This window comes from Streptosporangium sp. NPDC005286 (genome assembly GCF_040607515.1).
GTDB lineage: Bacteria > Actinomycetota > Actinomycetes > Streptosporangiales > Streptosporangiaceae > Streptosporangium.
In genome coordinates, this window is record NZ_JBEXGU010000087.1 from 12,637 (window position 1) to 37,158 (window position 24,522).

General features: G+C 69.0%; 23 protein-coding genes and 1 tRNA gene. 7 read left to right on the plus strand and 17 right to left on the minus strand.

The features are described from left to right. Positions 1–66: 66 nt before the first annotated feature. Positions 67–1,248: an FIST N-terminal domain-containing protein gene (locus ABZU75_RS27440; protein WP_355559956.1), complete on the minus strand. Its 1,182-nt coding sequence runs from the start codon at positions 1,246–1,248 to the stop codon at positions 67–69. A gap of 281 nt (positions 1,249–1,529) precedes the next feature. Between ABZU75_RS27440 and ABZU75_RS27445 the strand changes: the two genes are divergently transcribed. Both ABZU75_RS27445 and ABZU75_RS27450 read left to right on the plus strand, forming a co-directional pair. Beyond that, positions 1,530–2,927 carry a sigma 54-interacting transcriptional regulator gene (locus ABZU75_RS27445; protein WP_355559959.1) on the plus strand — a complete coding sequence of 466 codons (1,398 nt, stop codon included), beginning with the start codon at positions 1,530–1,532 and terminating at the stop codon, positions 2,925–2,927. Between the two features lie 10 nt (positions 2,928–2,937). After that, the gene (locus ABZU75_RS27450; RefSeq protein WP_355559961.1) at positions 2,938–4,884 is read left to right on the plus strand and encodes a hypothetical protein; all 1,947 of its coding nucleotides are present in this window, start codon (positions 2,938–2,940) and stop codon (positions 4,882–4,884) included. Between the two features lie 12 nt (positions 4,885–4,896). On the opposite strand, the gene ABZU75_RS27455 is transcribed toward ABZU75_RS27450, so the two are convergent. Next, positions 4,897–5,322 (minus strand): DUF6292 family protein, encoded by a 426-nt coding sequence (locus ABZU75_RS27455; RefSeq protein WP_355559964.1) that lies wholly within the window; start codon positions 5,320–5,322, stop codon positions 4,897–4,899. Positions 5,323–5,856: 534 nt separating this feature from the next. Here ABZU75_RS27455 and ABZU75_RS27460 point away from each other — a divergent pair. Next, entirely contained in the window at positions 5,857–6,282 is a 426-nt protein-coding gene (locus ABZU75_RS27460; RefSeq protein ID WP_355559966.1) for a hypothetical protein, read from the plus strand. A 14-nt stretch (positions 6,283–6,296) separates the two neighbouring features. Here ABZU75_RS27460 and ABZU75_RS27465 read toward each other — a convergent pair whose 3' ends face one another. Further along, the gene (locus tag ABZU75_RS27465) at positions 6,297–7,436 is read right to left on the minus strand and encodes a cystathionine gamma-synthase (protein ID WP_355559969.1); all 1,140 of its coding nucleotides are present in this window, start codon (positions 7,434–7,436) and stop codon (positions 6,297–6,299) included. Between the two features lie 170 nt (positions 7,437–7,606). Then, positions 7,607–7,738 (minus strand): hypothetical protein, encoded by a 132-nt coding sequence (locus ABZU75_RS27470; protein WP_355559972.1) that lies wholly within the window; start codon positions 7,736–7,738, stop codon positions 7,607–7,609. A gap of 139 nt (positions 7,739–7,877) precedes the next feature. Between ABZU75_RS27470 and ABZU75_RS27475 the strand changes: the two genes are divergently transcribed. Next, on the plus strand, positions 7,878–9,101 hold the full coding sequence (locus ABZU75_RS27475) for a histidine kinase (protein WP_355559975.1): 1,224 nt from the start codon (positions 7,878–7,880) through the stop codon (positions 9,099–9,101). Between the two features lie 72 nt (positions 9,102–9,173). On the opposite strand, the gene ABZU75_RS27480 is transcribed toward ABZU75_RS27475, so the two are convergent. Beyond that, positions 9,174–10,544, minus strand: coding sequence for a cystathionine beta-synthase (locus ABZU75_RS27480; protein ID WP_355559978.1), 1,371 nt, complete (start codon positions 10,542–10,544; stop codon positions 9,174–9,176). A gap of 131 nt (positions 10,545–10,675) precedes the next feature. Here ABZU75_RS27480 and ABZU75_RS27485 point away from each other — a divergent pair, with 131 nt between their 5' ends. The 3 genes from ABZU75_RS27485 to ABZU75_RS27495 all read left to right on the plus strand — a co-directional run bounded on the left by ABZU75_RS27485 (position 10,676) and on the right by ABZU75_RS27495 (position 14,478). After that, a complete protein-coding gene (locus tag ABZU75_RS27485) occupies positions 10,676–11,650 on the plus strand; it encodes an SGNH/GDSL hydrolase family protein (protein ID WP_355559980.1) in 975 nt (324 codons plus the stop codon). Between the two features lie 59 nt (positions 11,651–11,709). After that, positions 11,710–13,053: a PQQ-binding-like beta-propeller repeat protein gene (locus ABZU75_RS27490; protein ID WP_355559983.1), complete on the plus strand. Its 1,344-nt coding sequence runs from the start codon at positions 11,710–11,712 to the stop codon at positions 13,051–13,053. A 204-nt stretch (positions 13,054–13,257) separates the two neighbouring features. Then, entirely contained in the window at positions 13,258–14,478 is a 1,221-nt protein-coding gene (locus ABZU75_RS27495; protein WP_355559986.1) for an acetyl-CoA C-acetyltransferase, read from the plus strand. Positions 14,479–14,511: 33 nt separating this feature from the next. On the opposite strand, the gene ABZU75_RS27500 is transcribed toward ABZU75_RS27495, so the two are convergent. The 12 genes from ABZU75_RS27500 to eno all read right to left on the minus strand — a co-directional run bounded on the left by ABZU75_RS27500 (position 14,512) and on the right by eno (position 24,243). Then, the gene (locus ABZU75_RS27500; RefSeq protein WP_350926764.1) at positions 14,512–14,922 is read right to left on the minus strand and encodes a PPOX class F420-dependent oxidoreductase; all 411 of its coding nucleotides are present in this window, start codon (positions 14,920–14,922) and stop codon (positions 14,512–14,514) included. A gap of 70 nt (positions 14,923–14,992) precedes the next feature. Beyond that, positions 14,993–15,220: a DUF4287 domain-containing protein gene (locus ABZU75_RS27505; protein WP_350926868.1), complete on the minus strand. Its 228-nt coding sequence runs from the start codon at positions 15,218–15,220 to the stop codon at positions 14,993–14,995. A 185-nt stretch (positions 15,221–15,405) separates the two neighbouring features. Further along, on the minus strand, positions 15,406–16,191 hold the full coding sequence (locus tag ABZU75_RS27510) for a Bax inhibitor-1/YccA family protein (RefSeq protein ID WP_355559990.1): 786 nt from the start codon (positions 16,189–16,191) through the stop codon (positions 15,406–15,408). A gap of 147 nt (positions 16,192–16,338) precedes the next feature. After that, the gene (locus ABZU75_RS27515; RefSeq protein WP_350926768.1) at positions 16,339–16,722 is read right to left on the minus strand and encodes a helix-turn-helix domain-containing protein; all 384 of its coding nucleotides are present in this window, start codon (positions 16,720–16,722) and stop codon (positions 16,339–16,341) included. A 107-nt stretch (positions 16,723–16,829) separates the two neighbouring features. Then, positions 16,830–16,902, minus strand: a tRNA-Leu gene (locus tag ABZU75_RS27520). Between the two features lie 173 nt (positions 16,903–17,075). After that, positions 17,076–18,392: an FAD-dependent oxidoreductase gene (locus ABZU75_RS27525; protein ID WP_350926770.1), complete on the minus strand. Its 1,317-nt coding sequence runs from the start codon at positions 18,390–18,392 to the stop codon at positions 17,076–17,078. A 171-nt stretch (positions 18,393–18,563) separates the two neighbouring features. Then, positions 18,564–19,364, minus strand: coding sequence for a uracil-DNA glycosylase (locus tag ABZU75_RS27530; protein ID WP_355559995.1), 801 nt, complete (start codon positions 19,362–19,364; stop codon positions 18,564–18,566). Positions 19,365–19,557: 193 nt separating this feature from the next. Further along, a complete protein-coding gene (locus tag ABZU75_RS27535) occupies positions 19,558–20,628 on the minus strand; it encodes a hypothetical protein (RefSeq protein ID WP_355559998.1) in 1,071 nt (356 codons plus the stop codon). Between the two features lie 232 nt (positions 20,629–20,860). Further along, positions 20,861–21,820: a Ppx/GppA phosphatase family protein gene (locus tag ABZU75_RS27540; protein WP_355560000.1), complete on the minus strand. Its 960-nt coding sequence runs from the start codon at positions 21,818–21,820 to the stop codon at positions 20,861–20,863. Further along, complete coding sequence (locus tag ABZU75_RS27545; RefSeq protein ID WP_355560003.1) at positions 21,817–22,335, minus strand: DUF501 domain-containing protein; 519 nt, start codon at positions 22,333–22,335, stop codon at positions 21,817–21,819. The genes ABZU75_RS27540 and ABZU75_RS27545 overlap by 4 nt, the downstream gene beginning before the upstream one ends. Before the next feature lie 40 nt (positions 22,336–22,375). Further along, on the minus strand, positions 22,376–22,786 hold the full coding sequence (locus tag ABZU75_RS27550) for a septum formation initiator family protein (protein ID WP_350926780.1): 411 nt from the start codon (positions 22,784–22,786) through the stop codon (positions 22,376–22,378). 179 nt (positions 22,787–22,965) lie between these two features. Further along, positions 22,966–24,243 carry a phosphopyruvate hydratase gene (eno, locus tag ABZU75_RS27555; RefSeq protein ID WP_355560006.1) on the minus strand — a complete coding sequence of 426 codons (1,278 nt, stop codon included), beginning with the start codon at positions 24,241–24,243 and terminating at the stop codon, positions 22,966–22,968. Positions 24,244–24,522: the final 279 nt, after the last annotated feature.

Consider the following 24,522-nt stretch of genomic DNA (forward strand, 5'->3'; position numbering starts at 1 on the left):
ATGGCGGGATCGATCGTTTCTCGGCCCACCCGGCTTCGGCGACGAGCAGCTCAAGATCTGCTGGTCTTAAGGGTGGCCGGCGGATGGGCGGGCGGAGAAGACCAGGACCGAGGCGGTGAAGCCGTGGACGTGGTTGTGGCCGCCCACCGGGCCCACCTCTCCCGCGGCGAAGAACCCGGCCACCCCGATGGGGCCCAGGGTGTCGCGGACGGCGACGGCGTCGTGGTCGGCGCTGCCGAACATGGCCGAGCCCCGGCCGTTGCAGGAGAACAGCAGGGCACCGTCCACCCGGCCGAACTCCTCTCGGTGGGCGTCAAGCAGCTCGTACAGGTCCTCGTCGGCGGTGGCGGCGTCGCGGACCTGGAACCGGACGGTACGCCCGATCTCGACGACGTCGCCGATGGCCACCGCCTCACGTTCGGGGTCGATGCCGAGCACACCCCTGATCAGGAAGTCGCCACGCTCGTGCCGCTCCGCGTACTCGTCCATGGCGATGCCGATCTGCAGCCCCGAGGCGACCAGGTCGCGGTCGTCCTCGTCCAGGGCGCTGACGATCTCCTCCAGCCGCGCCAGGGCGGGCTGCCCCGCGAGTTCGAGCAGCAGGTTGTCCTCGACGGAGGTGACGGCCATCGTCGGGCCGATCGGGCGGCAGCCCTGGCTGACCACGGTGCTGACGTTGAGGTCACCGCTGAGCAGCACCCCGACGGCCCCCTCCGTGTAGATCCTCCCGTCGGCGAACAGCCGCACCGCGCCGCGGCCCTGGATCGCGTTGGCCAGACCGCCGATCAGCGGAAGATCTCCCATGACCTCCTCTGAGCGCTCGACGAAACCGTCGGTGGGGAAGGTGTAGGGGTCGGCGAGCAGGATGGCGGCGTGATCGTCGGGGCCGCGGTCGGGCAGGCCGACCACGACGAAGCGATCGTCGGTCCGCAGCGTGTCGAGCGCGAAGGTCGTCAGCCTGGCCCCGCCGAGGGTGGCGGCCCAGGCGCTGACCGCCGGGGTGACCTCCACCCCCTGCCCGTCACCGATGACCCCGGTGGCGCTGCAGCCGAGGACGGCGGCGCCCGGTGCCATGCTCATCGCACGCAGTCCGGCGCGGGAGACGTCGTCGGGATCGTCCCCGCAGATGAAAAAGCAGAGCAGGTCAGCGGGTCCGGACAGACCGGACAGAGCTTGGCGCACCGCGGTCTCGGCTGCGGCGACCAGATCGGACCCCACTGCGAGGCCATCGGCGAAACGGCTCGTCATCAGCGCCACTCGTCTCGCCTCTCCCTCTTGTCTGACGGCTCGCCCGGGAGTGACCGTGGTCTCGCCCGAAGCTCGCCGTGAAGTTCGTGAATGCCGGAACCCTCTGACGTCCCCCTCCGAGGCCGTCCTGACGCTTGATCCTGAAGTCATCCGGTGTCTTGTCTTGGAGCGATTCTCCCCACTGCCGACACAAGCACTCGTGTCAAGCCCCACACAATAGTCAAGATCCGAAAGAGGGATGAGAGTGCCGGATCGGGTGTTGTGGACGTAGGCTCGATCCCGTGCCTCAAATCCCAGAGCCACGTACTCTGCGCGAGCTGCGCACGAGCGGCCATATTCACCGTACGGTAAAGGCCGAGATCCGTGAGAACCTCCTGGCCCGCCTGCGGGCAGGAGAGTCGCGGTTCCCCGGCATCGTGGGCTTCGACGACACCGTCCTGCCATACCTGGAGCGGGCGCTGCTCGCCGGGCATGATCTGGTCCTGCTCGGTGAGCGTGGCCAGGGCAAGACCCGGTTGATCCGCACCGTGACCGGGCTCCTCGACGAGTGGACCCCCGTCGTCGAGGGCTGCGAGATCAACGACCATCCCTACCAGCCCTCGTGCGTCCGCTGTCGCCGCCTGGCCGACGAGGCGGGTGAGGAACTACCGATCTCCTGGAAACACCGGGACGAGCGGTACGGCGAGAAACTCGCCACCCCGGACACCTCCGTCGGCGACCTGATCGGCGACATCGATCCGATCAAGATCGCTGAGGGGCGCACGCTCGGCGACCCGGAGACCGTCCACTACGGCCTGGTCCCCAGGAGCAACCGGGGCGTTTTCTCCGTCAACGAGCTGCCCGACCTGGCCGAGCGCATCCAGGTCTCGCTGCTCAACGTGCTAGAGGAGCGCGACATCCAGGTCAGGGGCTACAACCTGCGCCTGCCCCTGGACATCCTGCTGATCGCCAGCGCCAACCCCGAGGACTACACCAATCGCGGCCGGATCATCACCCCGCTGAAGGACCGTTTCGGCGCCGAGATCCGCACCCACTACCCGCTCTCGATCGAGACCGAGCTGGTGCTGATCCGTCAGGAGGCCGCTCTCGACCAGGTGGGCGCCGACCTGCCCGACCACCTGATCGAGGTGATCTCCCGCTTCACCCGGCTGGTCCGCGAGTCCACCGCCGTGGACGCGCGCTCGGGCGTCTCGGCACGCTTCTCCATCGCCGCGGCCGAGACCGTGGCCGCCTCAGCCGTCCGGCGTGCGGCGCTGACCGGCGAGGACCACGCGGTGGCCAGGGTCGCCGACCTGCCGGGGATCGTGCACACGCTCCGTGGCAAGGTGGAGTTCGAGGTCAGCGAGGAGGGCCGGGAGACCGAGGTGCTCTCGCACCTGCTTCGCAGGGCGGTGGCCGAGACGTTCCGCGGCACGCTCGGCGGCACGGACCTGGCCCCGCTGCTGGACAGGTTCGCAGAGGGCGTCCAGATCGAGTCGGGGGTGACGGTCCCGGCGGCCGAGCTGCTGCGCAGGATCGGCCCGGTGCAGGGCCTGGCGAAGATCATGTCCCAGCTCGGCATCGGCGACGAGTCGCCCGGCCACGCCGCCGCCGCACTGGAGTTCGCCCTGGAGGGCCTGTACCTCCTGCGTCGGCTCTCCAAGGACGAGGTGGACGGCACGACGACCTACCGCACCTGAGGTGTCTGGCATGAGCTATCGCTATGGCGAATACCGGGACGGGCCCGACCCGCTCGCCCCTCCGTACGACGTCCGTTCGGCGCTGGACCGGATGGGCGACGCGATCCTGTCCGGTTCCAACCCCGCCCACGCCCTGCGGGACCTGCTCAAGGAGGGCCTGCCGGGCGCGCAGAATCGGCGCGGGCTTGACGATCTGCTCCGCGAGGTGCGGCGCCGGCGCCGGGAGCTGCGCGAGCGCGGGCGCCTGGACGGCACGCTGGAGCGGGCCAGGGCACTGCTGGACAAGGCGATCGGCCAGGAGCGGGCCGAGCTGTTCCCTGACCCCTCGGACGAGGCCAGGCTGCGTGAGGCGGAGCTGGCCGCTCTCCCCGACGACACGGCGAGCGCCATCCGGGAACTGGGGGACTACCAGTGGCGCTCGGCCGCCGCCAGGCAGACCTTCGAGGAACTGCGCGACCTGCTGCGCGGGGAGGTGCTCGACAGCCAGTTCCGCGGCATGCGGCAGGCCCTGGCCAATCCCGACCCCGCCGCCATGGAGCGGGTCAGGGAGATGATGTCCGACCTGAACGACATGCTCGACCGGGATGCCCGTGGCGAGCACACTCAGGCTGATTTCGAGCAGTTCATGTCGAAATATGGGGACATGTTTCCGGAGTCGCCGCGGAACCTGGAGGAGCTGGTCGACACCCTCGCCCGGCGGGCCGCGGCCACCCAGCGCCTGCTGGCCTCCCTGACCCCGGCCCAGCGCGAGGAACTGGGCCGGCTGATCGAGCAGACGCTCGCCCAGGCCGGGCTGGACGAGCAGATGCGCCGCCTGGGCGAGTCCCTGTACGCCCGCCGCCCCGACCTCGCCTGGAACACCCCGGAGCGGCTGAGCGGCGACGAGCCGATGGGGATGTCCGACGCGGTGAGCGCGCTGGACGAGCTCGCCGACCTGACCCAGTTGGAGGCCGCGCTCCGCCAGGACTACCCCGGCGCCCGGATGGACGACATCGACGAGGCCGCGATCCGGCGTGCCCTCGGCCGGGCGGCCGTCGACGACCTGCAGGCGCTCAGGCAGGTCGAGCGCGAGCTGGAGCAGCAGGGCTACCTGCTGCGCCGGCGCGGCAAGCTGGAACTCACCCCGAAGGCCGTCAGGCGCCTGGGGGAGACCGCGCTGCGCCGCGTCTTCGCCTCCCTGGAGAGCGGACGCCGCGGCGATCACGACCAGGTGGACGCCGGCTCGGCCGGTGAGCTCACCGGCTCCTCACGGCCCTGGCGGTTCGGCGACGAGCAGCCGATCGACGTGGTCCGCACGGTGATCAACGGCGTCCGGCGCGGAGGGAGCACCGGCGCGGTGACCCTGTCCGTCGACGACTTCGAGGTGGCCGAGACCGAGCGGCGTACGGCGGCGGCGGTCTGCCTGCTGGTCGACCTGTCCTATTCGATGGCGCTCCGCGGCACCTGGGCAGCCGCCAAGCAGACGGCGATGGCGCTGCAGGCGCTGGTGGCCTCGAAGTTCCCGCAGGACTCGGTGCAGATCATCGGCTTCTCCAACTACGCCCGCGTGCTGCAGCCCGACGAGCTGGCGGGCCTGGAGTGGGACATGGTCCAGGGGACGAACCTGCACCACGCCCTGCTGATCGCCGGGCGCCACCTGGACCGCCACCCCGACTTCGAGCCGGTCGTGCTCGTGGTCACCGATGGTGAGCCCACCGCCCACCTGCGGCGCAACGGCTCGGCGGCCTTCGAGTGGCCGCCCACCCAGGAGACGCTGGAGCTGACGCTCGCCGAGGTCGACAAGATGACCCGGCGCAGGGCGACGCTCAACGTCTTCATGCTCGCCGATGACGAGCGTCTGAAGGATTTCGTGAACGAGGTCGGGCGACGCAACGGCGGCCGGGTCTTCTCTCCCGGCGCCGACCGCCTGGGAGAGTACGTCGTCAGCGACTTCCTGCGGGCCCGCCGCACGCACTGACGGGTCCCCGGCCTACCTGAGGGCCCAGAAGTCGGCGTAGCCGTCGAGCGCCAGGTCGAAGCCGTCGTGGTAGTGGCGGTAGGAGCGGTAGCAGGGACGCCACGCCGTGCTGTTGCCGACACCCGCGCGGGCGTCGGCGATCGCGGAGGGGATCCGCCGGGGAGAGAGCAGGAGGCCGCCGCCGAGATAGCGATCGTCGGCGAGGACCGTGGGGGTGCCCGGGTCACCGCTCGCGTAGCGGCCACGGCGCCAGCCGCTCTCCTCGTCCCAGACCAGCGCGTCGCCTCCGGTCAGGCGGACGGTGACGGTGCGCGGGTCACAGGGCCCCTGCCACCAGCTCTCGACCTGGTCACCCAGGGCTTCGACGACGAGGCCGGCATAGTGGGCCGGCTGGTCCCGCCACTCCTCGGTGTACGGCTCAACGTGTTTGACAGCCACGGCTGGCACTCCTTCGTGCCGTCTTATCTCTGTTCGGTGGAAGGCCCGCCCGGCACGACCACGACTTCGCCGCCGGTCTCATCACACGGGAACGGGCTCTGTCGATCCTACTCATCCCCGGGTGTGCTCAGAGCAGGATTCGAAGATCGACCACTCCTCAAACCGTGACCTTTCCGTAACAACGTCTTCGGGACTGTCGCCGTCTACCCAGTAAAGAAAGTTCACCAATTCAAGGGGGAGGAATGAGTCCGATGCTCGCGGGAATTCTCGTGGCACTGATGCTCATTGTCTGCGTCTGCTTCGAGTTGTGCATGGTCCCGCACGGCCGGGACAGGCACGACACCATCGACGGCGAGTGACATCCCCCCGGATGTCCGGCCGACCCGGTCTTCACCGCACCCGCGGGACGACCAAGGGGCCGGAACCCGCCCGCCCGCCCGCCGCACCGGAACCTCCTTCAAAAGATCACTGCAGGTCGGTGACGGCCAAGCGAGCCGTACCCAGAAGAGATCGACGAAGACTAATGTCTGGCGCATGACAGACCTGCTGCTCTGGCTGCACATCGGCTTTTCGATCTTCGCCCTGGGCCCGGTGACCGCCGCCATGATGTCCACTCCCAGATTCATCCGTGCCAAGAACGTCGACGTCCTGCGCTACCTGCACAAGACCACCCGTATCTACGGCCTCGCCTCCCTGGGGATCTTCCTGTTCGGCCTGTTGCTGGGCCGCGAGTTCCTCGGCAGGCCGTACCTGTCGGTCTCCATGACGCTCTTCATCGTCACCTTGGGACTGCTGTTCATGGTGGCCCGCGACCAGGGCGCCGCCATCCGGGTCCTCTCCAGCGAGAGCCCGGAGGACGACGCCAAGGTTCAGGTCGGCCGGATCGCCGCGTTCTCCGGCGTGATCGTGCTGATCTGGATCGTCATCCTGGCACTGATGGTCTGGTTCAACCCGGCCTGAGCACGCCCGCGCTCCTACCCCAGCGCCTGGGTGAGGTCGGCGAGGAGATCGTCGATCGACTCGATGCCGACCGACAGGCGGACCAGGTCACCGGGGACCTCCAGCGGCGAGCCCGCCACGGAGGCGTGGGTCATCCGGCCGGGGTGCTCGATCAGCGACTCCACACCGCCGAGCGACTCGCCCAGGGTGAACAGCCTGGTCCGGTCGCACACCTCGACCGCCTCGGCCTCCCCTCCGGCCATCCGGAAGGAGACCATGCCGCCGAAGCGCCTCATCTGCTTGGCCGCCACCTCGTGACCGGGGTGATCGGCCAGGCCCGGATAGAGCACCGAGGTGACCCGCGGATGGGCGAGTAGCAGATCCACCACCCGCTCGGCGTTCGCGCAGTGGCGGTCCATCCGCACCCCGAGCGTCTTGAGACCGCGCAGCGTCAGCCAGGCGTCGAACGGCCCGGCCACCGCGCCCATCGCGTTCTGGTGGTACGCGAGCTCCTCGCCCAGCCCGGCGTCGCGTGCGACGAGCGCACCGCCGACCACGTCGGAGTGGCCGCCCACGTACTTGGTGGTGGAGTGCACGACAACGTCCGCGCCCAGCGCCAGCGGCTGCTGCAGGTACGGGGAGGCGAAGGTGTTGTCCACCACCAGCAACGCGCCGCAGTCGCGCGCGAGCTGGGCCAGGGCCGCGATGTCCGCGATGCCGAGCAGCGGGTTGGTGGGCGTCTCCACCCAGATGATCCTGGTCTTCTGGGTCACCGCGGCCGCCACCGCCGCCAGGTCGCCCAGCGGCACCGGGTCGTAGTGCAGCCCCCAGCGCTCGTACACCTTGGCGAACAGACGGTAGGTGCCCCCGTAGGCGTCGTTCGGGATGATGACATGGTCGCCCGGCTTGCAGATCGTACGGAGCACCGTGTCCTCGGCCGCCAGGCCCGAGGCGAAGGCCAGACCGCGGCTGCCGCCCTCGACCGCGGCCATGGCCTCTTCCAGCGCCGTCCTGGTCGGGTTGGCCGACCGACTGTACTCATATCCGGCGCGCAGACCGCCCACGCCGTCCTGCTTGTAGGTGGACACCGCGTAGATCGGCGGAACCACCGCCCCGGTGTAGGGGTCGGGTTCCTGACCTGCGTGGATGGCCAGCGTCTCGAATCCTTGGTTCATGGGGTCAACGCTACTCGCAACATTGGCGCCCACAGAGCACGGACAACCGCTCCGCACCGCCCTCCGCGACTCCCTCGGCGCACTCTCCCACTGAGGAGCACGGACAACCGCACCACACCGCCCTCCGCGACTCCCTCGGCGCGCTCCCCGGTGAGGAGCACGGACAACCGTTACGCACCGCCCTTCGTGACTCCCTCGGTGCGCTCCCCGGTAATCCGCGAGAGCAGGACCGGGTCGGCGAGCGTCAGGGCGACGCCGACCAGCAGGCCGACGACCGGCAGCAGAATTCCGACGACAGTCATTTCCCTCTCCCCCTTCGACGTCTCAAGCATCGGTGCGGCCGCCCCGGTACCGCCTCCGCTGAAGGGCCGGTTCGAACCGGGACGGCTCAGCCGAACGGCCGATACGTCACCTCCCCCTTCAGGTTTAGGCTCTGGGACCGTGGGGGAAACGAACCGGCTCGTCTACTGGGTCAAAAGGCTCAGCGAGATCGCGTTGATCGGCTGGCTCCTCCTGCTCCTGCTGCTCGACGTTCTGATCACGACGAGCGCGGGCGGGGAGGCGATGTGGCCGGTTCTGGTGTGCGGTGTGCTGGGCGTCGCGGCGGTGCTGTGGCGCCGCCGCCTGCGGGTCGGCGGGTTCGTCGCCCTGCTGACGGTGTCGTTCCTGTGCAGCCTGGCCGTCGGCGTCGCCGGGGGTAACGGCGGACCCGGCCTGGCCGAGATCGGAACGCTGCTGGTCCTCACCGTCGGCGGGCTGCGCGCGATCGAGCCGGTGCGGCGGGCCGCGCTGTTCTCACTGGCGGCGATGGTCGTGCTGGAGGCCTCCTGTGTACGCCTGAACGAGACGACCGCCAGTGTGGTCACCGGCTTCCTGCTCTTCGTGAGCTGGTCGTTCGCCGCCGGTATCGGCGCCTACCTCCGCTTCCAGCAGGAGCGCCGCAGGGAGGCCGTGGAATCGGTACGGCGGGCCGAGCGCCTGGAGCTGGCCAGGGAGCTGCACGACCTGGTCGCCCACCACATCACCGGGATCGTGGTGCAGGCGCAGGCCGCCAAGGTCGTCGCCGAGCGGAAGCCGGAGGCCGTGATCCCCTCCCTGGAGGCGATCGCCGGCGCCGGGGCCGACGCGCTGACCTCGATGCGCCGCCTGGTCAGCGTGCTCCGCGCGCAGGACGAGGCCACCCGCTCACCGGGCAGCACGCTCATGGACATGCGCACGATGGTCGAGCGTTTCTCCGCCACCGGCCCCCAGGTCGCCTTCGACATCGGTCAGGGCATCACCGACGGCACCGTGGCCCCGGAGGTGATGACCACCCTTCACCGGGTCCTCCAGGAGTCGCTGACCAACGTCCGCCGGCATGCTCCCGGCACCGGCTGGGTCGAGGCGGACCTGAGGCTGACCGACGGCTCCGACCTGCGCGCCTGGGCCGAGAGCAGGCGCGCGGGGAACGGCTGGGAGCCGGGGAACCGGGAAAACACGGCCGGGGACACCGTGCGGCTGCGGGTGCGCAACTACGGCTCGGCGTCCGATGTCAGGATCTCCCACCTCGGCGGCGGCTTCGGCCTGGTGGGCATGGCCGAGCGCGTCGAGGCGCTCGGCGGCAGGCTCATGGCCGGGCCCACCCATTCCGGTGCCTGGGAGGTGACGGCCGAGTTCCCCCTCTGACCCGCAGGGACGCTCCGAACCCCGACCGGGGTCTCCCGGCCGGCGTTCGGGTGGTCTCAGTGATTGGCGAGCTCAGTGGTTGGCGAGGAAGGCCAGCAGGTCCTGGCGGGTGAGCAGCCCGACGGGCTTGCCGTTGTCGAGGACGACCGCGGCGTCGGCCTTCTCCAGCGCCTCGACGGCGATGGAGATCGGCTCCCCCGCGCCGAGCGTCGGCAGCGGCTGCGACATGTGGGCCGCGAGCGGGTCGGTCGGCCGCACCCGGCCGCGGTACAGGGCGTCCAGCAGGTCTCGCTCCAGGATCGAACCGACCACCTCGGCGGCCATGACCGGCGGCTCCTCCTTCATCACCGGAAGCTGCGACACGCCGTACTCGCGCATGATCGAGATGGCCGTGTCGACCGACTCGTACGGGTGGGTGTGCACGAACTCCGGCATACCGGAGTTCTTGCGGGTCAGCACGTCCTTGACCAGACCCTCGTCGCTGTAGGTGGTCAGGAAGCCGTAGTCGGCCATCCACTCGTCGTTGAAGATCTTCGAAAGGTAGCCGCGGCCACCGTCGGGCAGCAGCACCACGACCACGTCGTCAGGGCCGGCCTGCGAGGCCACCCGCAGCGCCGCCACCGTCGCCATGCCGCAGGAGCCGCCCACCAGCAACGCCTCCTCGCGGGCCAGGCGGCGGGTCATGCCGAAGGAGTCCTTGTCGGAGACCGCGATGATCTCGTCGCAGATCGTGGTGTCGTAGGTGGCCGGCCAGATGTCCTCGCCGACGCCCTCCACCAGGTACGGCCGCCCGGTGCCGCCGGAGTAGACCGAGCCCTCCGGGTCGGCGCCGATGATCTTAACCCGGCCGCCGGAGACCTCCTTGAGATAGCGGCCGGTGCCGCTGATCGTGCCACCGGTGCCGACGCCCGCCACGAAGTGGGTGATCCGGCCCTCGGTCTGCTCCCAGATCTCCGGGCCCGTGGAGTGGTAGTGGCTCTCCGGGTTGTTCGGGTTGGAGTACTGGTCCGGCTTCCAGGCGTTCGGCGTCTCCTTGGCCAGCCGGTCGGAGACGGAGTAGTAGGAGTCGGGGTGCTCGGGAGAGACCGCCGTCGGGCAGACCACGACCTCGGCACCGTAGGCGCGCAGCACCGCGATCTTGTCCTGGGCCACCTTGTCCGGCACCACGAACAGGCACTTGTACCCCCGCTGCTGCGCCACGATGGCCAGGCCGATTCCGGTGTTGCCCGAGGTGGGCTCCACGATCGTGCCCCCCGGCCGCAACTCGCCCGACTTCTCGGCGGCGTCGATCATCCGCACCGCGATGCGGTCCTTCACCGAACCGCCTGGGTTGAAATACTCCACCTTCGCCAGCACCTGGGCGGAAATACCCTCCGTCACCTTCTGTAGCCGGACGAGAGGGGTGTTGCCCATCAGTTCGACGAGCGAGTCATGTACGCGCACCGGGATATCACCTCGAAATACCAAAGCTCTGTCAGCTTGTTGTGTTGATCGCCGTGGTCCCATGGGGGTGGCGGGACCTCGACCATGTTCCAAGGCAACGCTACCGCCCCGTACGGAGGGAGCAACGTCACGTGATCTGGACACCCGGGACGGCGCGAGCCGCCCGTCGCATCGCCGCGGCGGCCGCACTGGGAGGGGGAGGCGTCACCCTGCTCGGCGCGGTGACCTACGGGCTGCTGCTGGCCGAGGCTATGGTGGCGCGCCGCACGGTCGGCCGCCCGCACGGCATGGACGGACCGCCTTCCGACGGCGTGTACGGGGCCTTCGGCGGTGAGCCGATCCGGATGGCCATGCTCGGTGACTCCACCTCCGTCGGCCTGGGCACCACGGACCCCGCGGAGACACCCGCCGTGCTGATCGCCAACGGGCTGGCCGTGATCGCCGAGCGGCCGGTGCGGCTGACCGTGGCGGGTAGGTCGGGGGCGACCTCCGCGGAGCTGGGCGACCAGGTCGACGAGGTGCTCAAGGCCCGGCCTGAGATCGCGGTCATTTTCATCGGCGCCAACGACGTCACCTCGCAGACCATACCGGCCCAGGCCGTACGACACCTGCAGAAAGCGGTCCGGCGGCTGCGGGAGGCGGGGGCGGAGGTGGTCGTGGGCACCTGTCCCGACCTCGGCACGGTCAGGCCGATCGCGCAGCCGCTGCGCTGGGTGACCAGGCGATGGAGCCGCCAGCTGGCCGCCGCGCAGACCGTCGCCGTGGTCGAGGCGGGCGGGCGGACCGTGGCCTTCGCGGACCTGCTGGGGCCGGAGTTCGACATGAACCCGTCGGAGATGTTCGGCCTTGATCGTTATCACCCATCTAGCCAAGGCTATCTCCAGATAGCTTACGCAGTGCTACCTTCCGTATGCAGTGCGTTGGAGCTGTGGCCCGAACCTCGCGTCCAGCGCGCTGAGTCGATCTACCTCGCGGCGGCCAAGGCCGCGGAGGAGCCCGGCGCCGAGGTCTCCGCGACCCGTGTCGCCGGTCGAGCGACCGGACCCCAGGGACGATGGGTGACCTTGCTCGGCCGGAGGCCCGGAAAGCGGCCCGACAGCGCCTGAACACGGTCACCCTCCGCCGCGAAGCCGTAACGCCTCGCCCGCATTGGAGTGGAATACCCGTGATCCGGCCCCTCGCGAAACCGGCCCTGGTGCTCGCCGGAGCTCTGACCCTGGGCGGCTGCTCCGGCAGTGAAGCGGCCACCCCTGACCATCCCACCTGGCACAACACCGAGGTGAACGCCGTCAGCCGTACCACCGTCGCCGATGGCGTCGCCATGACGACCTCCATGAAGCCGGACGGCACGCTTGAGGCGGTGGCCGTCGACCTCGCCACCGGCAGGAAGCTGTGGTCCCACCCCTCGACCATGGCGGGCCGCCTGCCGGGGATGGGGGTGCCCGCTCCCGCGATCGTCGAGACCGCCACCGGGCAGACCGTCGCGGTGACGGTCGACCCCGCCAGGCGGGGGCGCTGGAAGGCCACGCTCGTCGGCCTCGACGCCAGAACCGGGGCACGCAGATGGAGCCGCCCGGTGCACTCCACCTTCGGCCCCCAGCGGTGCGGAGCCTTCGTGTGCGTGTCCGAGCACACCGCGCTCGCGAGCGCCCGCGTCGTCGTGCTCGATCCGGTCACCGGCAGGATCGCGTGGAAGCTCCCCGGCATCGCCGAGGTCGAGTGGTCCGACACCTCCCGCGTGGTCTTCCTCCGCCTCGCCCGCCATCCCGTCCTGGAGTCGCACGACCTGAAGACCGGCAAGGTCATCTGGCGGGTCCCCGTCGAGCAGGCCCTCGGCTCCGGGGTCGACCTGTCGGGCGGCTGGTCCTTCGGCGCGACGACGGGAAACCTCGTCGGGTACGTCGCCCCCTACACCAACCCGAAGACGAGCAAGGTCTCGGCCTTCGGCCTGTTCTCCGTCAAGCTCGCCGACGGCACCGTCAACTGGATGCGCCCGTCGGTGGTCCGCGTCTATCCCAGCGGCAGCCCCGGCTTCGCACCGGTGGTCCGCCCGGTCGACCAGCAGGGCCAGTACGGCGGGTTCGCCCGGCTGGAGGCCGACAGCGGCCGGGTGCTCGGCCAGATCTCCGCCGAGCAGGTTCCCGAGTCCGGCTGGTGGCTGGCCTTCCCGCCCCGGATGGAGAAGGTCGGTTTCCTGCGACACGACAAGCCGGGCAACACGTTCGACCTTTCCACCGGCCGCAACGCCGATGTCAAGGACGAGCACGGCTGGTCCTTCTGCGCGACCGATCCCAAACCGCTCGCGCTCAAGGGCCAGAACTCCGGGTTCTACTCGGTGGCCTCGCTGTGCGAGTTCAGGCTGGCCGACGGCAAGCGGGTGTCCGGCCCGGGCGTCCCGCCCGCCTGGTTCACCGGCAGCCAGAACGGCTGGCGGATGTGGCGCGACGAGAAGGGCGGCCTCCACGGGATCAAGGACGGCGACGGCACCTCGCCCGGCATGTACGGCTGACATCCGCGGCCGATGTGTGAGACCGGCACCGGGCGCGACATCCGCAGCCCGTGAGGGCGGTCGACTCGCGACAGTGCCCCGTCCTCGGACGGGGCACTGTGCATCCAGTACAAAGTTCTGTTTCAATGCCGCCCTGGGCGTGGCTTCGGGCATACCGCACGGTACGCTCCGCTGGAGGAGCAGATACGAACCCAGGAGAGCCACATGCCCGAGGCAGTCATCGTCGCGACCGCGCGCTCGCCCATCGGACGCGCCTTCAAGGGGTCCCTCAAGGAGATCCGCCCCGATGACCTGACAGCACAGATCATCCAGGCCGCGCTCGCCAAGGTCCCCCAACTCGACCCGACCACGATCGACGACCTCATGCTGGGCTGCGGCCTGCCGGGCGGCGAGCAGGGCTTCAACATCGGCCGCGTGGTCGCCACCCTGCTCGGCCTGGACAGCGTGCCCGGCACCACCGTGACCCGCTACTGCTCGTCCTCCCTGCAGACCACCCGGATGGCGCTGCACGCGATCAAGGCGGGCGAGGGCGACGTGTTCGTCTCGGCGGGCGTGGAGTGCGTCTCCCGCTTCGCCAAGGGCAACTCGGACTCGCTGCCCGACACGCAGAACGCGCTGTTCGACGACGCCCGCGCCCGTTCGGCCAGGGCCGCCGAGGGCGGCGGCGAGGTCTGGCACGACCCGCGCGAGGACGGCCTGCTGCCCGACATCTACGTGGCGATGGGCCAGACCGCGGAGAACCTGGCCGGGCTGAAGGGCGTCTCCCGGCAGGAGCAGGACGAGTTCGGCGTCCGGTCCCAGAACCTGGCGGAGAAGGCCATCGCCAACGGCTTCTGGGAGAAGGACATCACCCCGGTGACCCTGCCCGACGGAACCGTGGTGAGCAAGGACGACGGCCCCCGCGCCGGCACCACCTACGAGGCCGTCTCGACCCTCAAACCGGTCTTCCGGCCCGACGGCACGGTCACCGCGGGCAACTGCTGCGCGCTGAACGACGGCGCCGCCGCGGTGATCGTGATGAGCGACACCAGGGCGGCCGAGCTCGGCATCACCCCGCTCGCCCGGATCGTCTCCACCGGCGTGACCGGCCTGTCCCCCGAGATCATGGGCCTGGGCCCTGTCGAGGCCTCGAAGCAGGCCCTGGCCAGGGCGGGCATGTCCATCGGCGACGTGGACCTCGTCGAGATCAACGAGGCGTTCGCCGCCCAGGTCATCCCGTCCTACCAGGATCTCGGCATCGACATCGACAGGCTCAACGTCAACGGCGGCGCCATCGCGGTGGGCCATCCCTTCGGGATGACCGGGGCCCGCATCACCTCCACCCTGATCAACAGCCTCGCCTTCCACGACAGGTCGATCGGGCTGGAGACCATGTGCGTCGGCGGCGGTCAGGGCATGGCCATGGTCCTGGAACGCCTCAGCTGAGGCCGGGGCCGGGACCGATCCCCGAGGCCCCGGTCAGCCGTGGACGTCGGGGCCGGCACGGGTGATCGTGATCTTCACGATCACCCGCCGGTCCCGCTCCATGGCGGCCCGGTAGTCGTCCCAGTCAGGGTGCTCACCGGAGATGTCGCGGTAGTAGGAGACCAGGGTCTCCATCGCCTCGGGCAGCGAGATGATCTCCGCGGTGCCGTCGATCTGGATCCATTCGCCGAAGAAGGCGTCGGTGGTCACGCAGAGCGAGAGTCGCGGGTCCCTACGCAGGTTGCGGACCTTGGCCGCGGTCTCCCGGGTGCTGACGATCGGATTCCCCTCCGCGTCGAGCCCCACGGTGACCGGGGAGAGCTGCGGGCGTCCGTCCGCGTGCGAGGTCAGCATGACCGCGCGATGGTTGGCGCGGATGAATCCGCGCGCCTTTTCATGATCCATGAGCTCATCATGGCGCACATGACAGAGCCCGCACCACCAAGGTGGCGCGGGCTTGGCGAAGATAGTCGACTTACAGGTGGCGGGTACGGCGGTGCCGCTCGTGCTCGTGCACTATGGCGGCGGCATAGCCGTGGGACAGCCCGTGCTCGTCCGCGAGCCAGGTGGCGCGCTCATCACAGCGAAGGAACGACGGACCGTTGTCGATTGCTCGGAACCACTCGGGGAGTGCACGTCCCGTGATATCCGGGACCCTCGCGATCAGCTTGCTCTGCGTCTCCATTGAGTGGTTCAACGACATGGGCACCTCCACGGATAGGCTCCTTTGCTCGACAGTGCATCACGAAAGCGCAGATGGCAAGCCCCGAGATGCTCTCTCTCGTCGCGGTTCGTCTATCCCCCGTTGCCTTCCGTTCACTCACACATCCGCTCAGAAAAAAGGAGGCCCCGCCGGATCGAATCCGGCGGGGCCTCCTGGCGTCACGGTCAGTCGCTACTCGAGAAGTAGCTCAGCAGGCGCAGGATCTCCAGGTAGATCCAGACCAGGGTGACGGTCAGGCCGAAGGCCATCAGCCACGAGTACTTCTCCGGGGCACCGGCCCGCACCCCGCGCTCGACCTCGTCGAAGTCCAGCAGCAGGAAGAAGCAGCCGATGAGGATCGCGGCGATGCTGAACACGTAGGCCAGCGGACCACCGGAGCGGATGCCGATGCCGTCCTCGATGAAGAAGCCGGCGAGCAGGTTGACGAGCATGAGACCCATCAGGCCCAGCCCCGCGGCCACCACGAACTTGGTGAACTTCGGCGTCACCCGGATGATGCGCAACGCGTAGACCGTCAGCATGGCACCGAACGCCAGGGCCGTGCCGAGCACCGCCTGGAAGACGATGCCGCTGTACAGGTTGTTGTAAACGTGGCTGATCACGCCGATGGCGACGCCGTACGCCACCGAGTAGCCGAGGATCAGCGCGGGGTTGGTGCTCTGCTTGAACGAGATGATCAGGGCCAGCACCAGGCCGACGATGACGCCGACGATCGCCGCGACCATACCGAGGTTGAGCGCCCAGGCGACCGCCGCCGAGACAACGAGCGTGCCGAGCGTGATGAAGCCACGCACGACCACGTCGTCGATCGTCATCGTCCGCTGTGCGGGCGGCGCGTACGACGGCGTGTTGTACATTCCCTGAAGCTGGTCAGGGGTGGGGGTCGGCATGCCCCATCCCTGCTGATTCCCCTTGGCCTGCCGACTGAATACGGGGTTCTTGCTCTCCATCGCTGCCTCCACGCTGCGACCTACGCGATCAGCGTATTAGATCGGTTGTCACACGGCCGTATCGTGCTGATATCCATGTTGTTCAAGTGACCGTACGGCTACCGCCGATGTTGCCAACGAACGGTCGGCGCGTCTGGTTCCCGGACCTCACATCTCCTTCGCCGATCTCTCGTCGAAAAGGCGCTGCGACGCCTCGACCTCGTCGAGGTTGCGGCGCGCCCACTCGCAGAGACCGGTCACGGTGACCGAGAGGTCGCGGCCGATCCGGGTGAGCACGTATTCCACCTTGGGCGGCGAGGTCGGATAGACGTTGCGCTCGACGATGCCGTCGCGCTCCAGTGCCCGCAACGTCCGGGTCAGCATGCGCTGATTGATCCCCTCGATCCGCGCCTTGAGCCGGGAGAACCGCTGGGCCTCGTGCCCCAGGGCCGCGATCACCAGCAGGGACCACTTGTCCCCGATGTGATCGATCACTTGCCGGGCGATCCCATTGGCCCGAAGCATCGGCTCCAGGTTCGCCTCGTTTCCCATGGTTACTATTTTATACCAGGGTCCCATCGAATCCCAAGCAGTAAGAAAAATCGGCCCGTGACCACATTTGCACTGGTCACGGGCCGATTGTCGAATGGGCAATGCGGTACCCCCGGAGGGACTCGAACCCTCACTCGAACCCTTTTAAGGGGTTTGCCTCTGCCATTGGGCTACGGGGGCGCCTAATCATACGTAACGGACCACTCATGCGTAACTGCTCAAGCCAACCGTCGCATGACTCACTGCTCCAAATCTACGGACCCGCCCTGGATTCGGGAACCCGGTCAAGGAATAGCACACCGTCGGCAACGACGAATCCGGGGGTGGACGCGAGTGTCCACCCCCGGAGAGGCTCAGGTCGTCGCCGCGGCGCGGAACTCCGTACGTGGCTCCTCGATCTCTCCGAGAGAGACGGTCTCGCGCTTGAAGAAGAGCGCCAGGGTCCAGTCGGCCGTCACCCGGACCTTGCGGTTGATCGTGGGCACCCGCGACAGATGGTAGGTGCGGTGCATGAACCACGCGGCAAGCCCGCGGAGCTTGATCCCGTAGACGTTGGCGACCCCCTTGTGCAGGCCCAGCCCCGCGACGGAGCCGACATACCTGTGCCGGTAGTCGATCTGCTCCTTCCCGTGGAGCCTGCGGGTGATGTTGTCGGCGAGGACCTTGGCCTGCCGTACGGCGTGCTGGGCGTTGGGCGCGCAGTACTGGCCCGGGTTGGTCACGTCGGGCACGCCCGCCACGTCTCCGGCCGCGTAGGCGTCCTCGACGCCGACCACGGTCAGCCGGGTGCTCGTCTTGATCCGGCCACGCTCGTCGAGGGGCAGGTCTCCGGCGTTGACGACCGGGCTGGGCTTCACCCCGGCGGTCCACACGATGGTGGCGGACTCGAACTCGTCGCCGTCGGAGAGCTTGACCAGGCCGCCCTCGCAGGAGTCGAGGCGGGTGTTCATCTTGACCTCGATGCCGCGCTCGCGCAGCTGCTCGGCGGTCCACTTGCCCATCTCGGGGCCGACCTCGGGCAGGATGCGGTCGGTGGCCTCCACGAGGACCCAGCGCATGTCCTCGCGGGAGATGTTGCGGTAGTAGCGGGTGGCGTCGACCGCCATGTCCTCCAGCTCCGCGAGCGCCTCGACACCCGCGAAGCCGCCGCCGACCACGACGAACGTCAGCGCCCGCTTGCGCAGGGCCTCGTCGCCGTCGCTCTCGGCCCGGTCGAGGAGCTCAAGCACCCGGTTGCGCAGCGCGATCGCCTCGCCGACGGTCTTGAAACCGATCGCGGCGTCGGCCAGGCCCGGAATGGGGAGCGTACGGGAGATCGAGCCCGCGGCCATGACCACGATGTCGTAGTCGATCTCATGCGCCGTGCCGACGTTGGGCGCGAAGGTGAGGCTCTTGGCGGCGTGGTTGACCTTGGTCACCTTGCCGTTGAGGATCGTCGCCTTCGAGAGCACGCGCCTGAGCGGGACGACCACGTGCCGGGGCGAGAGGTTTCCGGCAGCCGCCTCGGGCAGGAAGGGCTGGTAGGTCATGTGGGACTCGGGGGTGAGGACAGTGATTCGCACGCTTCCTTCGCGCAGTTCCTTGCGGAGCGTGTGCTGCAGGCGCAGCACGGTGTAAAGGCCGACATAGCCTCCACCGACCACCACGATGTGCTTGGAGTTGCGGTCCACTTCGACGCCTTCCTTAAGTCTCGAGGCTTGTGAAACCTTTCACAAGCATACGTGCGTGACCCCGGTCGCGCCAGCCGCAAGCACGGCAACTTATCCGAAATTTCCGCCGACGGTTAGAAACACCCTCTCTTCTTGCGAAAATTTCTGTCGATCTTCTGATTGTGATTGAATTCACAAGTCGCGGAGCGCGTTCGCCCTGGTGAAGAGCTCGTCGAGCATCGGCGCGGTCACCCGGCCGGTGAAGGTGTTCTGCTGGCTGGGGTGATAGCAGCCGAGAAGGTACGCGGGACCTCCCCCGGGGGAGGTGATCTCCACTTCGGCGCCGTGCCCGAAGGGCGGCCTCGGCCGGGGCAGGGCGTATCCGGCGTCCTTCAGCGCGGGCCAGATCGCCTGCCAGGCGAAGCCTCCCAGCGCGACGACCACCCGTACGTCCGCCGAGACCAGGGCGACCTCACGGGCCAGCCAGGGGAAGCAGGTGGCCCGCTCGGCCGGCTCGGGCCTGTTCGCGGGCGGAGCACACCGGACCGCCGCCACCATCCGCGCGCCGACGAGCCGCTGCCCGTCGCCCGCGTGCAGGCTGGTCTCCTGTACGGCCAGCCCCGTCCGGTACAGCGAGGCGAACAGCCAGTCACCACTGCGGTCGCCGGTGAAGATCCTCCCGGTCCTGTTGCCACCGTGCGCCGCCGGAGCCAGTCCGACGATCAGGATCTCGGGCCGCTCCGCGCCCCATCCGGCGATGGGCCGGCCCCAGTAGGTCTCCTCGGCGAACGCCCGCCTCTTGACCGTCGCCACCTCCTCGCGCCACTCCACCAGGCGCGGACAGGCCCTGCAGACCGACTGCGCGGCCGTGAGCTCAGCGAGGCTGCCGCTCTTCTCCGCGAGCTCGCGCACCTCGGCGGGGTCGTGGGCGACGGGGGTGTCGGGCTGGGCGGGATCGCCGGGCCAGCCGGATCCGGGAGGAACACAGGTCATGAATCCGATGGTGCCCGATGCGGGAGACCACGGAGCCCACCGGGCCCCTCGCCTCCCGCAGGCCCGCCGGGGAGGCGAGGCGATCGGAGTGGAAAGGCGACAGGCGGCGCCCGCTGGGTGCGGACGCCGCCTGTTTCACTCCGGACACGTCCCGGCGTCAGCCGCCGGGCGCGCTGTCGCGACTGTCAGGCCATCAGGCGGGAAGAGTCGCGGTGGGGGTCGGAGTGGGAGTCGGGGTCGGAGTGGGAGTGGAGGTGGGCTTGCAGAAGACCTTGCCCACCGCGGTGCCACTGGTCGGGCCATCGTAGATCTCGATCGCACGCTTGGCGTGACCGGACGCCGAAGCGGTCCAGGTGTCGGTCACACTCTGGCTCTGCGCGCCGTGACCGCTGAAGTAGACGCTCTGCCAGTCGCCCGCGACACCGTCGCGGATCCAGCGGTACTTCACGGCGCCACGGACGTGCGAGGCGCTGATCGTGCCGGTGAACGTGCGAGCCACCGGGCAGGTGCCGGCGTAGTCGGTCGGGGCGCTGACGTAGGTGGAGACCTGCGGCGACGTGTCCTTGCACCAGATCTTGAAGTAGGCGCGGTTGGACGAGGTCTCGACCGGGTCGATGATCTCCAGCGCGGCCCAGCCCCTGAAGTCGTCACGGGGCTTGATCACGTGGAAGACCTTGCTCGAACCGTTGACGCGAACGGCGTCACGGTCGACGACGCGGCCGTTGACGACCCACTGGTAACGCACCCAGCGGGAGCCGGAGGTGTTGATCCGACCGATCAGGGTAGCCTCGCAGTTACCCTCGTCGACCCACACCTGTGCACCGACACCGGGCCTGACGACCTCGTGGTCGTCCTCACCGGCGCCACAGGAGACCGAGAAACGGCCCTTCGCGGAGGTGGCGGCACGCGGAGCCAGGAGCTGGATGGCCTGCCAGCCCTTGACGTCGCCCTTGAAGGTCGCCTTCTCCTTGACGGTGAAGCTCTTGACGCCCTTGCCGCGGAAGGTGAAGGTCTGGACCTTGCCCTTGGATCCGTCTCCGCGCAACCACCGGTAGGCGACGGTGGTCTTGGCCTTGACGGCCTTCACCTTGATCTTCGAGGAGAAGGTCACCTTGACCGGGCACTCACCCTCGTACTTCGAGGGAGACGCCTTGGGAGTGCCCGCCCACACCGCGGGCTTCGGCTTCGGCTTGGCGACGGCCGCGACCGTCTGACCCGATCCACTGGCCGCCGCTGCGGGCGTGGCCAGCATGCCTACTGCCATGGTTGCCAGCATGGCCGCGCTGGCTCCTGCTGCGGCTAGCTTTCGTGCTAGTCCGGACTTCATGAGGGGATGCTCCGTTCGTTGGGAAGCAAGATTTGCCCTGGAGACGGTTGCCGCCCCGACAACAAGCTGTGCCGGGCCCACGGCAAAGTCCCACTAAAGCTTCTTTACCTAACCATAAACGGGAAGCTTTCCTCAATACTCCCTAAACGGGTGAATTGTCTAGGTCTTGTTATGAGGTGGCTACGGACCACGCGATGCCGTCGAGGATGTCGCGCTCGCTGGCGACCACATCGCCGAAACCGTAACGGGTCACTATCCGGTCGAGGATGAGCGCGCCCGCCCCGATCACGTCGACCCTGCCGGGGTGCATGACGGGAATCGTCGCCCGCTCCTCAACGGTCATTCCAAGCAATCTGCCGGCGATGTCATGCACCTGACCTGCGGTAATTCGCGAATGGTGAATTTTCTGCGAATCATATTCAGACAGCCCGAGCGCTATTCCGGCGACCGTGGTGACGGAACCGGCAAGCCCGACCAGCGTCAACGCCCGTTCCACCGGCACCTCGGCCGCGACCCGGTCGAGCGCCTCGTCGATGTCGGCGGTCACCGCCTCGACCGCCTTCGCCGACGGCGGGTCACCCGCGCCGCGCAGGTGGCGCTCGGTCAGCCGGACACACCCGATGTCGACGGAGAACGCGGCCTCCACATGCGTCGAGCCGAGCACGAACTCGGTCGAGCCGCCGCCGATGTCGACCACGAGGTACGGGGGGCGAGTGCCTTCGGGTGCGGGCAGTCCCGTCTCGGGCGAGAACCGCACCAGCTCGCGGGTGGCCCCGACGAACGACAGCTCCGCCTCCTCGACGCCCGTGATCACCTCGGGCTCGACGCCGAAGATCTCGCGTACGCCGTCCACGAAGTCCTGCCGGTTTACGGCGTCCCTCGTCGCACTGGTGGCGACCACGCGGACCGAGGTGGCCGCGTGCCGGTCGATGAGCTCGGCATAGCCGCGCATGGCGGTGAACGTACGCTCCAGGGCGTCCGTCGCCAGCCTGCCGGTCTCGTCGACCCCCTGCCCCAGCCGGACGATCTCCATTCGGCGCTCGACGTCGATCAGCCTGTCCCTGCCGACCTCGGCGATGAGCAGGCGGACGGAGTTGGTACCGCAGTCGATCGCGGCGACGCGGATCACTTGCTCTCCTCTACGTCTTCGACGTCCACACACGGCCCGGCGGCCCACCACTCGCCGAGCGCGTCAAGGGCCTCACGGCCGAAGGGGTTGCTCCCCGGCACCGCGAGCTCGTGCCCGACCAGGGCGTGCAGGCATTTGACCCGGGTGGGCATGCCCCCGGTGCTCTGCATGTCGCGGGGCAGCGGCTCCAGGCCGTCCGCGGCGGCCGCCTTGTCACGGCGCGCCACGTAGTCCTCGTGGGCGGCCCGGTACGCCTCGGCCAGCTCCGCGTCGTCGGCGAGCCTGGCCTGCATCTCCCGCATCATCCCCGAGGTCTCCAGCGTGCCGATGGCCGAGGCGGCCCTGGGACACGTGAGGTAGAACAGGGTCGGGAAGGGCGATCCGTCGGGCAGTCTCGGTGCGGTCTCGACGACGTCGGGCAGCCCGCACGGGCAGCGGTGCGCCACCCCTCGCAGTCCTCGCGGCGCCCGGCCGAGCTGTCGCTCCACCGCCGCCACGTCGCGGTCATCAACCATTCGTGACACCCCCAAGAAGATGACAACCAGGGTATCGGCGTCACCCGGCGGCCCTGGCCGCCTTCTGCCCGGTGCCACTGTCGGCGGCCTTGACCGAGTCCCACAGCGTCTCGTACCACGGTGGTTTGGCGACCGCCCTCCGCTCACCGGCCGTGTTCCTGCCCGGCGCGGGCGACTCGCCCATGACGACGTAGCACTTCTGCCCGGGGTCGCAGTAGAAGAGCCGTTCCCTGCCCTGCCGCTTGATGAAACCGGGGTCCAGGAGCTGCTTGTGGCGGTCGTCCAGGGCTTTGATCGCGGCGATCTCCCTGGCCTTCTCCTGCTCCAGCTGGGCGATCTGGCGGCGCTGGGCGACGTACTCCCTGATGGGGTAGGCGAGGCTCATGGCGATCGCGCACACCACGATCGCGAGGACCGCGGCCCGTCCCGTCAACTGCGGCCGTGTCGCCATGCGCCCCTCCTCGTCCCCACGTTCTCGCGGCCTCGTCCACCGTTCCCCGCCCACCGTGCCCCGCACAGCGGCTCCGACACCGGCGGTCGCCGATCTCCGCACCTGGGGAACGCCGGACCGCGACCGGCATTCCCGAGGTGCGGCCCGTGCTCGGAACGGGTGCGAGCCGCCAGAAGAAACTACCGCCGGAAACGCGGGAAGGCCGCCCGACCCGCGTAACGGGCCGCGTCGTCCAGAAGCTCCTCGATGCGGAGCAACTGGTTGTACTTGGCCACCCGGTCGGAGCGGGCCGGGGCGCCGGTCTTGATCTGGCCGCAGTTGGTGGCCACGGCGAGGTCGGCGATCGTGGTGTCCTCGGTCTCGCCGGAGCGGTGGCTCATCATGCAGCGGTAACCGCTGCGGTGGGCCAGGTCCACCGCGTCGAGGGTCTCGGTCAGGGTGCCGATCTGGTTGACCTTGACCAGCAGCGCGTTGGCGGTGCCCTCGGCGATGCCGCGGGCCAGGCGCTCGGGGTTGGTCACGAACAGGTCGTCGCCGACCAGCTGGACCTTGTCGCCGAGGGCGCGGGTGATGGCGTTCCAGCCCTCCCAGTCGCTCTCGTCCAGCGGGTCCTCGATGGAGACCAGCGGGTAGTTCGCGACCAGGTCCTCGTAGAAGGCGATCAGCTCGGTGGCGGACAGGCCCTTGCCGTCGATGGTGTAGACGCCGTCCGAGTGGAACTCGGAGGCGGCCACGTCGAGGGCCAGCGCGACGTCCTCGCCGGGCACGTACCCGGCCTTCTCGATGGCGACCAGGATCAGGTCGAGCGCGTCACGGTTGGAGGGCAGGTTCGGAGCGAAACCACCCTCGTCGCCGAGGCCGGTGGCGTAGCCCTTCTCCTTCAGCACCGCCTTGAGGGCGTGGTAGACCTCGGTGCCCATCCGCACGGCCTCACGGAACGTCTCCGCCCCGATCGGAGCGATCATGAATTCCTGGATGTCGACGTTGGTGTCGGCGTGCGCGCCGCCGTTCAGGATGTTCATCATCGGCACGGGCAGCAGGTGCGCGTTCGGCCCGCCCAGGTAGCGGAAGAGCGGCAGCTCGGCGCTGTCCGCGGCGGCCTTGGCCACGGCGAGCGAGACGCCCAGGATCGCGTTGGCGCCCAGACGCGCCTTGTTGGGCGTGGCGTCCAGGTCGATCATGATCTGGTCGACGCTGCGCTGCTCGGTGGCGTCGAACCCGAGGATCTCGTCGGCGATCTCGTCGGTCACGCCGAGAACCGCCTTCTCCACGCCCTTGCCGCCGTAGCGCTCGTCGCCGTCACGGAGCTCGACGGCCTCGAACTGGCCGGTGGACGCGCCGCTGGGAACCGCGGCGCGCCCCTGGCTGCCGTCGTCCAGGAGGATGTCGACCTCGACCGTCGGGTTACCCCGGGAGTCAAGGATCTCTCGGGCGGTAACGCCCTCGATGGAAGCCACGAAGCGCTCCTAAAGTCGCAGGACAGTTTGCCTCAGAAGCGTACCGAGATCTACTTGCCGATACGGCGACCGGGACGCCTCCGAACAATGTTCGCGCAATTTCCGTATGAGGACCCGAAGGCGCTCCGCCGCCGACGCCTCAGATCCCGCCGGTAACTGGACCGAGGAGACCATCCCAAGGAGCCCCTGGGGACGTGCCCCATGCCTCCCTTTGGGGGACTCCCCGTGAGGCCGCGCCGGCGACTGGACTGAGGAGAGCGGGGCCGTGAGGCCGCGCCG

Excerpts from the sequence above, each read along its gene's own strand:
- ABZU75_RS27460 (WP_355559966.1), top strand. The coding sequence starts at position 5,857 with ATGACAGACCTGCTGCTCTGGCTGCACATCGGCTTTTCGATCTTCGCC.
- ABZU75_RS27500 (WP_350926764.1), bottom strand. The coding sequence starts at position 14,922 with ATGGATCATGAAAAGGCGCGCGGATTCATCCGCGCCAACCATCGCGCG.
- ABZU75_RS27515 (WP_350926768.1), bottom strand. The coding sequence starts at position 16,722 with ATGGGAAACGAGGCGAACCTGGAGCCGATGCTTCGGGCCAATGGGATC.
- ABZU75_RS27530 (WP_355559995.1), bottom strand. The coding sequence starts at position 19,364 with ATGACCTGTGTTCCTCCCGGATCCGGCTGGCCCGGCGATCCCGCCCAG.
- ABZU75_RS27495 (WP_355559986.1), top strand. The coding sequence starts at position 13,258 with ATGCCCGAGGCAGTCATCGTCGCGACCGCGCGCTCGCCCATCGGACGC.
- ABZU75_RS27505 (WP_350926868.1), bottom strand. The coding sequence starts at position 15,220 with ATGTCGTTGAACCACTCAATGGAGACGCAGAGCAAGCTGATCGCGAGG.
- ABZU75_RS27440 (WP_355559956.1), bottom strand. The coding sequence starts at position 1,248 with ATGACGAGCCGTTTCGCCGATGGCCTCGCAGTGGGGTCCGATCTGGTC.
- ABZU75_RS27470 (WP_355559972.1), bottom strand. The coding sequence starts at position 7,738 with ATGACTGTCGTCGGAATTCTGCTGCCGGTCGTCGGCCTGCTGGTCGGC.
- ABZU75_RS27550 (WP_350926780.1), bottom strand. The coding sequence starts at position 22,786 with ATGGCGACACGGCCGCAGTTGACGGGACGGGCCGCGGTCCTCGCGATC.
- ABZU75_RS27545 (WP_355560003.1), bottom strand. The coding sequence starts at position 22,335 with ATGGTTGATGACCGCGACGTGGCGGCGGTGGAGCGACAGCTCGGCCGG.
- ABZU75_RS27510 (WP_355559990.1), bottom strand. The coding sequence starts at position 16,191 with ATGGAGAGCAAGAACCCCGTATTCAGTCGGCAGGCCAAGGGGAATCAG.
- ABZU75_RS27450 (WP_355559961.1), top strand. The coding sequence starts at position 2,938 with ATGAGCTATCGCTATGGCGAATACCGGGACGGGCCCGACCCGCTCGCC.
- ABZU75_RS27535 (WP_355559998.1), bottom strand. The coding sequence starts at position 20,628 with ATGGCAGTAGGCATGCTGGCCACGCCCGCAGCGGCGGCCAGTGGATCG.
- ABZU75_RS27465 (WP_355559969.1), bottom strand. The coding sequence starts at position 7,436 with ATGAACCAAGGATTCGAGACGCTGGCCATCCACGCAGGTCAGGAACCC.